The organism is Pseudactinotalea sp., assembly GCF_048594945.1.
Classification (GTDB): domain Bacteria; phylum Actinomycetota; class Actinomycetes; order Actinomycetales; family Beutenbergiaceae; genus Pseudactinotalea.
Genome location: NZ_JBMDXJ010000388.1, coordinates 1 through 14,498 on the forward strand (window position 1 = coordinate 1; position 14,498 = coordinate 14,498).

The 14,498-nt window shown below is 71.2% G+C and carries 12 protein-coding genes; 6 read left to right on the top strand and 6 right to left on the bottom strand.

What is annotated here, in order from left to right; translation table 11 throughout:
- Positions 1-44 precede the first annotated feature (44 nt).
- Genes ACOJSN_RS17510 through ACOJSN_RS17520 form a run of 3 tightly spaced genes read right to left on the bottom strand, consistent with a single transcriptional unit; the run spans position 45 to position 3,647 of the window.
- The gene (locus ACOJSN_RS17510) at positions 45-1,250 is read right to left on the bottom strand and encodes a glycosyltransferase family 4 protein (protein ID WP_420113774.1); all 1,206 of its coding nucleotides are present in this window, start codon (positions 1,248-1,250) and stop codon (positions 45-47) included.
- Positions 1,247-2,470, bottom strand: coding sequence for a glycosyltransferase family 4 protein (locus tag ACOJSN_RS17515; protein ID WP_420113775.1), 1,224 nt, complete (start codon positions 2,468-2,470; stop codon positions 1,247-1,249). The genes ACOJSN_RS17510 and ACOJSN_RS17515 overlap by 4 nt, the downstream gene beginning before the upstream one ends.
- A complete protein-coding gene (locus ACOJSN_RS17520; RefSeq protein WP_420113776.1) occupies positions 2,457-3,647 on the bottom strand; it encodes a glycosyltransferase family protein in 1,191 nt (396 codons plus the stop codon). Before ACOJSN_RS17520 ends, ACOJSN_RS17515 begins: the two co-directional genes overlap by 14 nt.
- 99 nt (positions 3,648-3,746) lie before the next feature.
- On the opposite strand from ACOJSN_RS17520, the gene ACOJSN_RS17525 reads away from it, so the two are divergent.
- Both ACOJSN_RS17525 and ACOJSN_RS17530 read left to right on the top strand, forming a co-directional pair.
- Entirely contained in the window at positions 3,747-4,421 is a 675-nt protein-coding gene (locus tag ACOJSN_RS17525) for a YdeI/OmpD-associated family protein (RefSeq protein WP_420113777.1), read from the top strand.
- A gap of 96 nt (positions 4,422-4,517) precedes the next feature.
- Entirely contained in the window at positions 4,518-6,026 is a 1,509-nt protein-coding gene (locus tag ACOJSN_RS17530) for a DUF7059 domain-containing protein (RefSeq protein ID WP_420113778.1), read from the top strand.
- Between the two features lie 16 nt (positions 6,027-6,042).
- Here the strand turns inward: ACOJSN_RS17530 and ACOJSN_RS17535 are convergent, their stop codons facing one another.
- Positions 6,043-7,614 (bottom strand): MFS transporter, encoded by a 1,572-nt coding sequence (locus ACOJSN_RS17535; RefSeq protein ID WP_420113779.1) that lies wholly within the window; start codon positions 7,612-7,614, stop codon positions 6,043-6,045.
- A 69-nt stretch (positions 7,615-7,683) separates the two neighbouring features.
- On the opposite strand from ACOJSN_RS17535, the gene ACOJSN_RS17540 reads away from it, so the two are divergent.
- The 3 genes from ACOJSN_RS17540 (at position 7,684) to topA (ending at position 12,203) form a co-directional block, all read left to right on the top strand.
- Positions 7,684-8,352 (top strand): TetR/AcrR family transcriptional regulator, encoded by a 669-nt coding sequence (locus ACOJSN_RS17540; protein ID WP_420113780.1) that lies wholly within the window; start codon positions 7,684-7,686, stop codon positions 8,350-8,352.
- A gap of 37 nt (positions 8,353-8,389) precedes the next feature.
- Positions 8,390-9,334: a phosphatase PAP2 family protein gene (locus tag ACOJSN_RS17545; RefSeq protein ID WP_420113781.1), complete on the top strand. Its 945-nt coding sequence runs from the start codon at positions 8,390-8,392 to the stop codon at positions 9,332-9,334.
- Positions 9,335-9,497: 163 nt separating this feature from the next.
- Positions 9,498-12,203, top strand: coding sequence for a type I DNA topoisomerase (gene topA / locus ACOJSN_RS17550; RefSeq protein ID WP_420113782.1), 2,706 nt, complete (start codon positions 9,498-9,500; stop codon positions 12,201-12,203).
- 67 nt (positions 12,204-12,270) lie between these two features.
- Here the strand turns inward: topA and ACOJSN_RS17555 are convergent, their stop codons facing one another.
- Positions 12,271-12,585 (bottom strand): hypothetical protein, encoded by a 315-nt coding sequence (locus tag ACOJSN_RS17555; RefSeq protein WP_420113783.1) that lies wholly within the window; start codon positions 12,583-12,585, stop codon positions 12,271-12,273.
- A 124-nt stretch (positions 12,586-12,709) separates the two neighbouring features.
- Between ACOJSN_RS17555 and ACOJSN_RS17560 the strand changes: the two genes are divergently transcribed.
- Complete coding sequence (locus ACOJSN_RS17560) at positions 12,710-13,375, top strand: class I SAM-dependent DNA methyltransferase (RefSeq protein ID WP_420113784.1); 666 nt, start codon at positions 12,710-12,712, stop codon at positions 13,373-13,375.
- 41 nt (positions 13,376-13,416) lie between these two features.
- Here ACOJSN_RS17560 and ACOJSN_RS17565 read toward each other — a convergent pair whose 3' ends face one another.
- A complete protein-coding gene (locus ACOJSN_RS17565; RefSeq protein ID WP_420113785.1) occupies positions 13,417-14,418 on the bottom strand; it encodes a Gfo/Idh/MocA family protein in 1,002 nt (333 codons plus the stop codon).
- Between the last annotated feature and the right edge of the window lie 80 nt (positions 14,419-14,498).

The window sequence follows — 14,498 nt, forward strand, 5'->3', positions numbered from 1 at the left end:
TGCGCCGCAGCCCGGGAACCGCCTCGCGCAGGTTGGTCGGCTTCTTATCGCGCGACATCGGCGAGCGCTCCCTCCGGCAGCCGGGCGTCGATCACCTCGAGCGACGTGGCCAGCACGTGGTCCCAGTCGTGTCGTCGCGCGTGTCCCGGTGCCTCGTCTCGGATCTGCTGTCGATGCCCGACGGCGGAGCGCAGGTTCGCGATCGCACTCGCCAGGGCTCGTGGGTCGCCGGGCGCGACGAGCTCGCCCCAGCGGCCGTGCTCGAGCAGGGCCGGGATCGAGCCCACGGTGCTCGCGATCACCGGGAGCCCGGCGGCCAGGTATTCGTACACCTTGAGCGGTGAGAAGTACTCGGTGCCCTCGCCGGGGTACGGGGCGGTCGCGACGTCCATGCGGCGCAGCAGCGCCGGGATCTCCTCGGGTGCCACGGCGCCGGTGCGTTCGACCGCGGAGGCGATCCCGAGGCTCTCGGCCAGGGCGTCGAGGCCCGTCGCCTGGGGGCCGTCGCCGACCACGAGGCACCGCACGTCCTGCTCGTCCGCGCGCAACAGCGCCACGGCGTCCAGCAGGTGCTCCACCCCGTGCCACGGCTTCAGGGTGCCGACGAAGCCCACGGTCATCGGCTGGTGGGCGCCGACCACGGGGCCGGCGGCCGGGGTGATCCGGCGCGTATCCACACCGTTCGGCACCACGGCCACACGTGCGTGCGGCACCAGACCCCGCACCCACGCGGCGACGCCCTCACTCACGCAGCTGACGCCGTCGGCTGTGGCCATGACCGAGTGACCCACAGCGGTCGCGGCGGCCTCGTCCACCAGCACCCGATGGGTGCGCTGCTCGTCGATCAGCGGCGCGTTCACCTCCACGAGCGAGCGGACCCCGTGTCGCAGCGCCCACGCCGTCGCGGTCCGACCCCACAGGGCGTAGCGCTCGTAGACCAGGTCGATCTCGCCGTCGGCGGCAATCTGTGCCAGGACGTCGGCGACCGCCGCGTCGCTGGCCTGCGCAGCGAGCTCCCGGGCGCGCGGCTCGCCACCCGGCACACCGGGGAGGGCGTGCACGACGACGTCGCTCAGGTCCGCGGGTGCCTCGCCCCCGGTCCTGGTGCAGGCGAGATGGACCTCGACGCCGCGGCGGCGCAGCACGCGCAGGATCGCCTGCACGTGGACCGATGCGCCCTTGCGACCGAACACTGGGATGCCTGGGTCGGTGCACACGTAGACCACACGACGCAGCTCGCGGGCACTCACGCGACCACCGCCTGCAGCGGGCGAGCCTGTCGCACGTGGGCGAACAGCCGACCGAGCGCCGCGCTGTTGCGCGCTGTGTCGAAGTGCTCCTCCACGTGCGAGCGGCCCTGGCGGGACAGCGCGTCGGCGAGTGCGCCGTCGTCGAGGATCCGCGCGATCGCCGAGGCGAGCGCGGTGGGGTCGGCCTCGGGCACGAGCAGGCCCGTGTCGCCGTCGAGCACCGCTTCGGGGATGCCGGTCACCGGCGTGGAGACCACCGGGGTGCCCAGCGCCATCGACTCCAGCAGCACGGTCGGCAGCCCGTCGCGGTTGCCATCGGTGCCGACCACGCACGGGGCCGCGAACGCGCCCGAGGTGGCGACGAGCTGCCGGACCCGGTGCTGCGGCAGCGCGCCGTGGAACGTCACGAGCTCGGTCAGCCCGAGCCGATCACGGGTCGCGAGCAGTGCGTGCTCCTCGGGCCCGGTTCCGGCGATCTCCACCGGCACCGGGGTACCGGCATCACGCAGCAGCGCCGCCGCGGTCAACAGGTCGCCGAAGCCCTTCTTCTCCACCAGCCGGCCCACGGCGGCGACCCGGCGCTCGCGTGGCCCCGTGTGGGGTGTGAAAGCCGTGAGGTCGAGCCCGTTGTAGAGCCGGATCACACGGTCGGCGTCGGCGCCGAACGTGCGCTGCAGGTGGGCGAGGTTGTAGTCCGAGACCGTGACCACGAAGTCGGCCTCACGCAGCTTGACGGAGAGGTCGTCATGCACCACGTCCGCGTGGAAGATGTCCTTCGCGTGCGCCGTGAACGAGTAGCCGATGCCCGCGATCCTGGCCGCGACACGCGCCACGGTGGTGGCGGTCGAGCCGAAGTGGGCGTGCAGGTGAGTGAGCCCATCGGCCCGGGCGCGCGCAGCGAGATCGGCTGCCGCGGCGGCCTCGTCGGGCGTCACCGACAGCAGCAGGTCGAGGTGCGCGCCGAGGTCGGGGAGGGTGTCCTGCCGGGTGCGCAGCAGCTGCCACAGCTCAGACGGTCGGAGCTTGGCCGGCAGGTACGTGACCGGGGCCCGCAGCTCGGCCAGTGCGGGGTGGAAGCGGCCATCCACGGGGTGGCGCATCGAGTAGACCGCCAGATCGGTGCCGGCGGCCTCGAGTGCGAGCATCTCGGTGAGCACGAAGGTCTCGGAGAAGCGGGGGTACATCTTGAGGACGTACCCGATCCGGTCAGACATGGGCATGGGCGTTCTCCTCGATGCGTGCGGTGATGACGGCATCGGCGAGCGCGGGGATGCGGGCGAGGCCGTCGAGGTCGATGGGGTGCGGGTCGGGGTTGCGGCGGACCGCACGTGCCAGCCACTCGGCGATCGCCGGCGGCCGCGCGAGGCTCGCGTGCATCGTCTCCAGATGCGTGACGGCGGCGAGCTGGTGCGCGCGGATCGCCTGCTCCAGCCGGGGGCGAGTACGTGGCACCACGAGGACCGGAGCGCCCGTGGCCAGGACCTCGCACACCGTGTTGTAGCCGCCCATCGTCACCACCGCGCGGGCGCGCCGCACCAGCGGGAGCGTGGAGGGCACGAACGGGAGCACGAGCAGGTCGTGGCGGCGGGCCGCCCGGCGCTGCAGCAGGTGCAGCGTGCGCTTGGGCACGTACGGCCCGGTGACCAGCACCTTCACGTAGCCGCGCGGTGCCGGAGCCGCCGCGAACGACTGAGCCAGCTCCACGCCGTCCTGACCTCCGCCGAGCAGCCCGAGAACGAACGGCTGCGCCGGGACATTCGCACCGCCGTCGGCCTCCCAGCCGCGCCCCGCGCTCAGGTAACCGGTCGAGCGGATCCGCCCCGCGAGGGCGTCGAGGCCGTAGGCCGCGACCGGGTCGTGCACAGCGGGATCGCCGTAGCTCCACACCTGGTCGTAGTGCGAGAGCACGGTCGCGGTGGTGTCCTCTCGCACCCACTCGCGCCGGGTGGTCTCCGGATCGTCGAGCACGTCGCGCAGCCCGAGCACCATGGCCGGCCCGTTCCCGGCGGCACGGGCGCGGGACAGGTCGCCGAGCGTGCCGTCGAGCTCTCCGTGCAGACCGCGGGCGTGCTTGTCCACGATCACGAGGTCCGGGGCGAACTCGGCGAGCGCGGCACTGGTGCGGGTACCCCGCTCGGTGAGCGTGTCCGCGAGGGTGCCGCGGCGCGCGTGGGACAGATAGCTGCCATCCCGGTCCTTGCGCACCGCCGGGATCGGGACCAGCCGCGCACGCGGCGGCAGCGCGAGCGCCTCGGCTCCAGGTGCGCCACTGATCAGCAGCGTCTCGGTGCCCGCATCGGCGCGGCCGAGTGCTGCAGCGATCTCGATGTTGCGTCGAATGTGGCCAAGGCCTTGACTGTCGTGCGAGAAGAGGGCGACGCGTCGCGCTCGGCTCATGGCACACCTCGTGGTCTTCCGTGGGGCAGGGTGTCGAACGAATGACGAGATTGCTGCCCGGCGATGAGATCGGGATGAACGAACTCTGAGAGGGCTCTCATGAAGGAACCGCAGATCGGACGACCCGGCGGCAGCGACGAGCGGCCGGCCATCTTCTTCACCGGGCCCGAGGAGTTCCGTGCCTGGTTGGAGGCCAACCACGCCACGGCGAGCGAGCTCTGGATGGGGTTGAACGGCAAGCACGTGCCCGACCGTGGCCTCACCTGGGCGCAGGCGGTGCCCGAGGCGCTGTGCTTCGGTTGGATCGACTCGGTGAGCCAGCGCATCGACGCCGACTCGCGCCGGCAGCGCTGGACACCCCGCAAGCCCGCCTCGAACTGGAGCGCCGTCAACATCGCCCACGTCGAGCGGCTGCAGGCCGAGGGCCGGATGCACCCGGCCGGCCTCGCGGCGTTCGAGCGCCGGACCGCGGAACGGTCCGGTGTCTACTCCTACGAGAACCCCGCCGAGGAGCTCACACCCGAGCAGGCGGCGGCCCTGGCGAGCGACGCGGCGGCGAGCGCCTTCTGGGAGCAGGCCACGCCGTCGTACCGGCGCGCCGTGATCAACTGGCTGAACGGAGCCAAACGCGAGCAGACCCGCGCCGACCGGCTCGCGACGTTCCTCGCCGACTCCGCCGACGGTCGGCTGATCCCGCCGCAGCGCTACGGCGACCGCCCGACGTGGGCCGACCGCGCAGCCGCCGCTGCCGCCCGCGCTGTGTCCGGCCGCTGACGAGATCGTCACTCCGGCGCGAGCACGTCAGCGCACGCACACGATCTCGCGCCACAGTGACGATCTCGTCGGGGCGCGTGCTCCTAGGGTGAGCGTGTGAAGCCTCCCGCGACCGACCCCACCCTCGTCGAGCGACTGCGAGCCGACCTCGAGAAGGCGCGCTACGCCGTCGGGCATCTCGCCGATGTTCTCGGGGGGAGCGCGGTCGCGGCCCTCGACCGCGAGAACGGGTTGCCGGCGGTGCTCGCCGCGAGAGCCAGCGACGATCCTGCCGCCACGCTGGCGCGACTGCTCACGCTCGGAGACCCGGTCCCGCACGCCGTCGCCGAGCGCGCCCTGCCGAGTCTCGGCGTCGAGGGAGCGCGACAGCTCGGGCTGGTGGCCACGGACGGCGAGACCGCCCGCGGCGTCACCGACATCCGCCCCATCGACATCGGCGACCGCGCGTGGTGGCTCGCGTCCGACCAGGACTCCTCGACCACGGACCGCCCGGTGGAGCCGGACCACGTGCTCGGGGTCGGCGGCGCCTCCCGCACGCTGGCCGAGCTGACCGTGCGCACCCCGGTGGCGCGGGCGCTCGACCTCGGCACCGGCTGCGGGGTGCAGGCGCTCATGCTGAGCGCGCACGCCGACACGGTCACCGGCACCGACATCTCCACGCGCGCTCTGGCGTACGCCCGCTTCAACGCGATGCTCAACGCGGTCGAGGTGGACCTGCGCGAGGGCTCGATGCTCGAACCCGTCGCGGACGAGCGCTTCGACCTCGTGGTCACCAACCCGCCGTTCGTCATCACCCCGCGGTCGGGCGCGCTCGCCACCTACACCTACCGCGACGGCGGCCGCGCGGGCGATGACCTCGTGCGCGACCTGGTCACCTCGGTGGGCAGCGTGCTCGCGCCCGGTGGGCTGGTGCAGATGCTCGGTAACTGGGAGATCCCGCGCGGCCGCCGCTGGACAGAGCGCGTCACCGAGTGGCTCGATGCCAGCGGCCTCGACGGCTGGGTGGTCCAGCGCGAGGTCCTCGACCCGGCTCACTACGCCGAGACCTGGCTTCGCGACGGCGGGATCTCACCCGAGCGCGACCGCGCGGCCTGGGAGGCCGCTGCCGAGGCGTGGATGGCCGACTTCGCTGCCCGTCAGGTCAGCGGGATCGGCTTCGGCTATCTCGTGCTGCGCAAACCGATGGTCGCCGGCGGTGCTCGCCAGCACCGGTTGGAGGAGGTCGACGGGCCGGTGGGGCCGGCGCTGGGGGAGCGGGTGGCGGCCTCACTGCGGGTGACCGACCTGCTGGGCGGGCTCAGTGAGGAGGCGGTGCTCGAGCTGGCGCCCGTGGTCGCCGCCGACGTGACCGAAGAACGTCACCACCTGCCTGGCGAGCCCGACCCGAGCGTGATCCTGCTGCGCCAGGGCGGCGGCTTGGGGCGCGTGGTGCGCGCGGACACGTTGCTGGCGGCGGTGGTCGGTGCCTGCGACGGCGACCTCACGCTCGGGCAGATCACAGCGGGCGTCGCGGTGCTGCTGGAGGAGCCCGTGGGCGAGGTGCGCGCGTCGGTGCTGCCTGCGGTGCGGGAGCTGCTCGTCGACGGCCAGCTCACGCTGCCGTGAGGGCTGATGCTCTCGCTCAGGTCTCCGTTGGTGCGTCGCGCCGCCTCGCCAGCACGGTGATGACCAGCGTGGCGGCGATGACGGTCAGCGCCATGCCCACGCCCGCATAGGCACGCAGGCCGGAAGCGACCGCGTCACGGACCACCGTCAGCAGGGCTGCTCCGTCCGACGCGAGCCGTTCGGCGGTCAGGATCCCGTCCGGTGGGCTGGCACCCGCGGCTGCCCGGGCCCACGGGGGCGTCGAGGGTGGGAGGTGGGCAGCCATCGACATCCTGTAGACGACGAGTACGACCGTGCCGCCGAGTGCGATCCCTGCTGCGGACCCGAGCTCACCGCCGACCTCCTGAGCCGCCGCTGCGGATCCGGCCCGCTCCGCGGGAGCGTTCGAGATGATCTGGTCACTCACGAGCGCCATCGCCAGCCCGTGCCCGAACGCGATGACCGCAGACCCGGCGACGAGGATCCCGGCTGGTGTGCCGGCGTCAGCGACCACGACGAGGATCGCCGCCCCGATCGCGACGACGATCAACCCGCCTGCGATGACGACAGGCGGGCGCAGGGTCGAGGCAAGGCGAGGTGCGATCAGCGCACCCGCGATGTTGACGACGATGTAGGGCACCGTCCAGAACCCGGCCTCCAGCGGCGAGAGATCCACGACCCACTGCAGGTACTGCGTGAACAGGAAGAAGATCCCCACCACGCCGACGCCGACCAGCAGAAGTGTCGCGAGCGACGTGGCGATGCGGCGATCAGCGAGGACAGCGAGGTCGAGCAGAGGGTCGCGAAGACGCCGCTGCCGCCGCACGAACAGGATCAGCGCGGCCAGGCCGGCGACCGCGACCACGAGCGCCCTGGTGCGAGCCGCACCGCTATCGGCCGCGGCCGCGAGCTCCTGCAGCCCGTACACGAGCGCGAGCACTCCGAGCACGGACATCAGCACGCTCGCGGCGTCCACCGAGCCTGATGCGGACCGCGTGTCCGACCGCTGCGGGAGGAGCACCGGCCCTGCGAGCAGGAGCGCCAGCAGCAGTGGCACGTTGATGAGGAAGACCGAGCCCCACCAGAAGAACTCGAGCAGGACGCCGCCGAGCACAGGTCCGATCGCCCCGCCCGCGGTGAACCCACTGAACATGATCGCGATGGCGAGGCGGCGCTGCGCATCGTCGCGGAACATCGTCCGCAGCAGCGAGAACAGCGACGGCATCAGGGTGGCGCCCGCTACGCCCATCAGCGCGCGCGCCACGATGAGCATCATCGGCGTGGTGGAGAAGGCAGCGAGCACCGAGAAGCCTGCGAAGGCCGCGGACCCGATCAGCAGCAGTCGGCGAGGGCCGACACGGTCGCTCAGGCGCCCCATCGTGACGAGGAAGCCGGCGATGACGAAGCCGTACACGTGGGTGATCCACAGCGACTGTGTCGCAGTCGGGTGCAAGGCCGCGCTGAGCGTCGGCATCGCGAAGAAGAGAACCGTGAGGTCTGTCGCGAGCACGAGCATCGGGAGCAGCAGCAAGAGGAGGCCTGCCCACTCCAGCCGCGTGGCTCGAGCCTCGGGTGGGCGTTCCTGGATCAGGTCCTCGTGACCGGTCATGGGGCGTCTCCGGGTTCCGGGCTACATAGTGTTACGTTACGAGTGTAACGCTACCGTAGCATTCCCCACATGGCTACCGAACGTGCATCGACCACCGCCGGTGGTCGGCCGCGAGACCCTCGGATCGGCGACGCCGTGCTGACGGCGACGCTCGAGCTGCTCGAGACCTCGCCGTACGACGCGCTCGCGATCGAGGAAGTCGCGCGACGCGCCGAGACCTCACGACCGGCGATCTATCGCCGATGGCCGGGCCGTGCGCACCTGGTGCTGGCGGCGATCGCCACGAGGCTCGCTGTTCCGGAGCCGCCGGACACAGGCTGCACGCTCTGCGACCTGGACGAAGGCTTCGGGGTCTTCCTCGAGGCCTATCGCACCATCCGCCCCGAGATCCTCACGGCGCTCTACGCCGAGTGCGCTGCCGATCCTGAGCTGAGGTCGCGCTACGCCGCAACGGTCGTCGATCCGGCGCGGGCCGCGGTCGGTCGCACGCTCGAGCGCGCTGTCGCGAGGGGTGACCTGCGGGAGGAGACCGACCGTGATCTGCTCCTCGACCTGGTCGGAGCGCTCGTGCACCACCGCGCAGCGTTCGGTGAGCACCACCTGACCGGGGCCGAAGCGGCCGGCGCCATCGAGATGCTCCTCCGCGGCGCTGCGGTCGACTACGACGCTCTGCTCGCCCACAGCGAGAAGGTCGAGCACATCGGCCACCCGGCCAGCCACCCCGGTGCGCCGCACTGATGAGACGACCGAGCCGTCGAACCGTTACGGTGTCGGCGTGAACGAGGGCGATGTGGCGGTGCAGCGGCCGAGCGGTGGCGCAGCATCCCCCGGCACTCGGGCGCTGGCACCGGGCGTGCTGGCACCGGCCATCGCCGCTGTGGTGAGCCTGCTGCTGGTCGTCGTCACGTGGCGGCTGTTCGTGGTCACCCCCCGCGGCCAGATGGTCGAGGAGGCGGCACGCATCGGGTCCCGCGAGACCCGGGACTCCCTCTCGGACGTCACGGGGCTGCTACTGGACGCCGTGACCGTGCCGTCGGTCGTGATCGTGGTGATCGCTGCGGTGCTGATCGCGCTCGTGCAGAAGCGCTGGTCGATCGCGATCGCGGCGATCGTGGTGCTGGTCGGAGCGAACCTCACCACACAGGTACTGAAAGAGGTGCTGGAGCGGCCGGTCGAGGATGCCTCCCCGATCGTGCTCAACTCGTTTCCTTCCGGTCACGCCACCGTGGCCGCCTCGGTTGCGGCGACCGCGCTCCTCGTGCTCCCGATCCGGTGGCGACCGCCGGCGGCGGTGCTCGGGGCCTTTCTCGCTGCAGTGCTCGGCATCTCGACGATGATCGGTAACGAGGTGGCCGCCTGGCACCGGGCCTCGGACGTGGTGGCAGCGATGCTCATCGCCGCGCTCTGGTACTTCCTTGCCGAGACCGTGCTGGCGGCGATCGCGCAGCGTCACGGCGAGTCCGGTTCGGGCGGCAACCCGCCCCGTGCGCTCGTGAAGATCCCGCTGCGGATCCTCACGGTGCTCGGCACGATCTGCCTCGGGCTCGGCGGAGGTGCATTGGCCGCGACTGCGGTCCGCGCCCCCATCACCACCGATCTCGGCTATCAGGTCGCGTTCCTGGGCTCGGTGCTCGGTGTGGCCGCCGTCGCGTTCTTCACTCTCGCGATGATGCTCCGGCTCCGACCGCATCACCCGCGGCCTCAGGCGGACCCGCTCTGAGGCGCTGACAGACCTTCCGGAACCCTCTCGGGGAACGGAACCCGAGCCCGCTCGGGTACAGTCCGGCACCGAGAGCGCACCGGAACCGACATCCGGGCGGGGAGCGCCGCCGTCGGGAATCGAACGAACCGGCCTCGAACGAGAGCCGGGAAGGAGATCACGCGTGGCAGGACGCAAGCTCGTCATCGTCGAGTCGCCGGCCAAGGCCCGCACGATCGCGGGGTACCTGGGCAAGGACTTCGACGTCGAGGCGAGCGTGGGCCACATCCGTGACCTCCCGCAGCCCTCGGAGCTGCCGGCGGAGATGAAGAAGGGGCCGTACAAGAAGTTCGCGGTCGACGTGGAGAACGGGTTCGACCCCTACTACGTGGTCTACCCGGACAAGAAGAAGAAGGTCGCCGAGCTCAAGAAGCTCCTCAAGGACGCCGACGAGCTCTACCTCGCCACCGATGAGGACCGCGAGGGCGAGGCGATCGCCTGGCACCTGCTGGAGACCCTCAAGCCCAAGGTCCCGGTCAAGCGGATGGTGTTCCACGAGATCACCCGGGAGGCGATCGAGCGCGCTCTCGGCGCGACGCGGGACATCGACGACCGGCTGGTCGACGCCCAGGAGACCCGCCGCATCCTCGACCGGTTGTACGGCTACGAGATCTCGCCGGTGCTCTGGCGCAAGGTGCGTCAAGGGCTGAGCGCAGGGCGCGTGCAGTCGGTCGCGACCCGGATGGTGGTGGACCGCGAGCGCGAGCGGATGGCGTTCGTCAAGGCCTCCTACTGGGACCTGCGTGGCCAGTTCAGCCACGACGGCTCGCCCACGTTCCCGGCCCGCCTGATGACGCTCGACGGCGTCAAGGTCGCGCAGGGGCGGGACTTCGCCGACGACGGGTCGCTGAAGGCGAAGAACGCGGTGGCCCTCGATGAACAGGCCGCGACCTCGTTGGTGAGCGCACTGCAGGAGGCGGCCTTCGCCGTCAGAAGTGTCGAGACCAAGCCCTACACCCGCCGTCCGGCGGCGCCGTTCACCACCTCCACGCTGCAGCAGGAGGCCTCACGCAAGCTGCGATGGAGCTCGAACCAGACCATGCGCACCGCGCAGGGGCTGTACGAGAACGGCTACATCACCTACATGCGCACCGACTCCTCGGCGTTGTCGAGCCAGGCGATCGCGGCTGCGCGCCGGCAGGCGACCGAGCTGTACGGCGCGGACTTCATCCCCGAGAAGCCCCGCTTCTACGGCAAAGCCGCCAAGGGCGCGCAGGAGGCGCACGAGGCGATCCGGCCCGCCGGTGACTCGTTCCGCACCCCGGGCCAGGTCTCCCGAGAGCTCTCCGGTGACCAGTTCAAGCTCTACGAGCTGATCTGGAAGCGCACCGTGGCCTCGCAGATGGCCGACGCGAAGGGCTCGACGGCGACCATCAGGTTGGGTGCGACAGCCGCGACCGGGCAGGACGCCGAGTTCGGAGCCTCGGGCACCGTGATCACGTTCCGCGGGTTCCTCGCCGCGTACGAGGAGGGTCGCGACGTGGAGCGGTACGGCGACGCCTCCGACAAGGAGACTCGCCTGCCGGACGTGGCCGAGGGTGCACCGCTGACCGCCGAGGATCTCGCCGCCGAAGGCCACGAGACCTCGCCGCCGCCCCGGTACACCGAGGCGAGCCTGGTCAAGGCGCTGGAGGAGCGGGGAATCGGGCGACCGAGCACCTACGCCTCCACGATCTCGACGATCACCGACCGCGGCTACGTGGACCGCCGCGGGCAGGCGCTCGTGCCAACCTGGCTCGCGTTCGCCGTGACGCGGCTGATCGAGGAGAACTACGCGCGGCTGATCGACTACGACTTCACTGCCGGCATGGAGGCCGACCTCGACTCGATCGCGCAGGGCGAGCGGGACCGGGTGGACTGGCTGACCGGGTTCTACTTCGGCCGTGACGGCGACGAGGGCCTCAAGGACATGGTGGCCGACGCCGCCGAGATCGATGCGCGGCAGGTCAACTCGATCCCGCTGGGTGACGACATCGTGCTGCGGGTGGGTCGGTACGGGCCCTACCTGGAGTCAGCGGTTCCTGCGCCCGAGGGCGAGACCCCGAAGCGGGCGAGCGTGCCGGAGGAACTGGCCCCCGACGAGCTGACGCCCGAGCGCGCCCGCGAGCTGATGGAGCAGGCCGCGACCACGGGTGACGACGGCCGACCGCTCGGCACCGACCCGGAGTCCGGACACGAGATCGTGGTCAAGAACGGCCGATTCGGTCCGTATGTGACGGAGATCCTGCCGGAACCGACCGAGGGCGAGGCCGAGAAGCCGAAGAAGGGCAAGGGCAAGGCCGCCAAGCCCAAGCCGCGCACGGCGTCGCTGTTCAAGGACATGTCGGTGGAGAGCGTGGACCTCGAGGCCGCGCTCAAGCTGCTGTCGCTGCCCCGCGTGGTCGGCACCGTCACCGAGGGCGAGGGTGACGAGGCCAAGCAGGTCGACATCACCGCGCAGAACGGGCGCTACGGGCCGTACCTGAAGAAGGGCACCGACTCCCGCAGTCTGGAGACCGAGCAGCAGTTGTTCGACATCACGCTCGAGCAGGCGCTGGCGATCTACGCCCAGCCCAAGCGCGGCCGCGGTGCCGGCACCGCCAAGCCGCCGCTGGCCGAGTTCGGCGAGGACCCGGTCTCGGGCAAGCCGGTGGTCGTCAAGGACGGTCGCTTCGGCGCCTATGTCACCGACGGCACCACCAATGCCACGCTCCGCAAGGGCGACCCGCTCGAGACGCTCACCAAGGAGCGCGCGTACGAGATCCTCGCCGAGAAGCGCGCGGCCGGCCCGGCGAAGCGCCCGGCGCGGGGTGCGAAGCGGACCAGCACCAAGAGCAGATCAAAGGCGTGACCCGCCGGTCGCGGCGAGGATCCGACTCGTGGTCACGAATCGGATCCTCGCAGGCATCGCCGTCAGGTCATCGCAGGACGTACAGGTCGTACGTCGTGTGCCAGTCGCCGCGGCAGTCGTAGGCTCGCCACGCGCCGATCCGGAGGCCGTTGCTTCCTGCGTTGTTGCAGTTCGCGGCGGTCCAGTACCAGCTGAAGTAGGTCCAGCCTCCGACGCCACCGCCGACGCCGGTCGGGTCGACCTCAGCCTGTACGGCCGTCGGTGCTGCGGTCACCGTTGGCGCCGCACTGGCGGATGCGGCACTACCTGCCATCGTTGTCAGCGCAAGAGCCGCCGCCGCGAGGAGGCGAGTGAGCTTCGTGCTGGCGATCGTGCGTGTCATGTCGTTCTCCTTGTCGGGTGAGTAGACGCGATCGACGCTAGGGACGGCTACTTACACACTGCTGTCACCCGCGTGCGAGGGGTCTTCGGGCCGAAGGATGTGCGGCTCCCCTACGCTCCTGAGCGTGCGAGACGATGCGGCTACCCGAGAGCTCAGGAATGCCCACGACGTGCTGGCGCCGGTCTACGCGGAGCGGCTCGCCGGGCTGCTTGACGAGATGCCGATCGAGCAAGCGCTGCTCGGGCTGTTCGCCGACTTGGTGCGCCGCACGAATAGGGTGCGGGTCGGAGACATCGGATGCGGGACCGGGCGGCTGCTCACCTACCTGGCATCGCTCGGGCTGGAGCCTCGTGGCGTCGACCTGTCGCCTGAGATGGTGCGGGTGGCCCAGCGCGACTATCCGGGATTCCAGGTCGAGGTCGGGGACATGGTGTCGCTGCCGTTCGCTGACGGGAGCCTCGCCGGCGCTGTGTGCTGGTACTCGATGATGTACCTGCCGCCGGGGCCGCGCCAGCAGGCGTTCGCGGAGATCGCCCGCGTGCTCACCCCGGGCGGCTACCTCGCGGTGGCCTACAAGCAGGGTGACGACTCGCCGCGACGAGGGGGCGAGCAGCTCGGCCTCGGCATCGGGTTCGACATCTGGTGGCACAGCCAGGCGGAGGTGGAGGCGCGGCTGGCCGAGGTCGGGTTGGAGCCGGTGTTCTGGGGTAGGCGCCCGCCGCTGGAGATGGAGCCACAACCCCAGGGCTACGTCATCGCCCGGCGTCCGCCACACGCCGCCGCGGTGTGAATCCGACGCACCTGGTGCGTCGGATCCGCACCGCACGCGTGCTACTCGCCTGGCAGCACCATCCCGACCTGGCGGCGGATCTCGTCCATTGCTGCCTGCGTGCCGAGGATCTCGGACCAGGGGCGTAGCGGCGACTCGAGATCGCCTGCGTGCACGCGGCGTGCCACCTCGGCTGCCTGGTACTGGAACCCGCCGGTGACCTCCGGGGCGATCGTCCACGGCTCGCCCTCGTGCGGGTGCACGGTGAACGCGGTGGGTGCGAAGAACGTGGCATCGATGGTGATCCGGCCTGCGGTTCCGGCGATCTCGGCCATGTTGTGCCCGCGTACCACCATGGTCGAGGACAGCTGCGCGACCGCCCGCTCGTAGGTGAACGTGATCGCGAGGGTGGCGTCGACGCCAGCGTCGGTGAGCTGCCCGGAGGCGTGCACGGCTGTGGGTTCACCGAGGATGTCGAACGCGAACGCCACCGGGTAGATCCCGAGGTCGAGCAGTGCGCCGCCGCCCAGCTCGAGCTGTGCCATCCGCGGAACGTGCGAGATCGCCTGGCTGTGGCTCGCGTACAGCGTCACCACGTCGCCGATCGCGCCGGAGCCGATCACCTCGCGCAGCGCGACCATGTGCGGCAGGAACCGGCTCCACATCGCCTCCATCGCGAACACACCGCGCTCGCGGGCGGCGTCGAGCACGTCGCGAGCCTCGGCCGCGCTCTGCGTGAACGACTTCTCCACCAGCACATGCTTGCCAGCCTCGATCGCCAGCAGCGCGTGGTCGCGGTGCTCGGAGTTGGGCGAGGCCACATAGACAGCGTCGACCTCCGGGTCGGCCACGAGCTCCTCGTAGCTGCCGTGCCCGCGCGCGACGCCGTGCTCGGCCGCGAACGCCTGCGCCCGGTCGGCCGAGCGCGACCCCACTGCCACCACGGTCGAGGCCGTGTGCGCGGGGATGTCGGCGGCGAACTTCCGCGCGATCCCTCCGGCGGCGAGAATGCCCCAGCGAAGCGGCGGTGCGGCGGCGGGGTCTGGTCCGAGGTCGAGAGTCACGGTCGCACCCTACTGACCGTGCAACAGACCTGACGCTCGATGACGCCGCAACCGGTTGCGCGGCCGAGCAGCGGGCATCG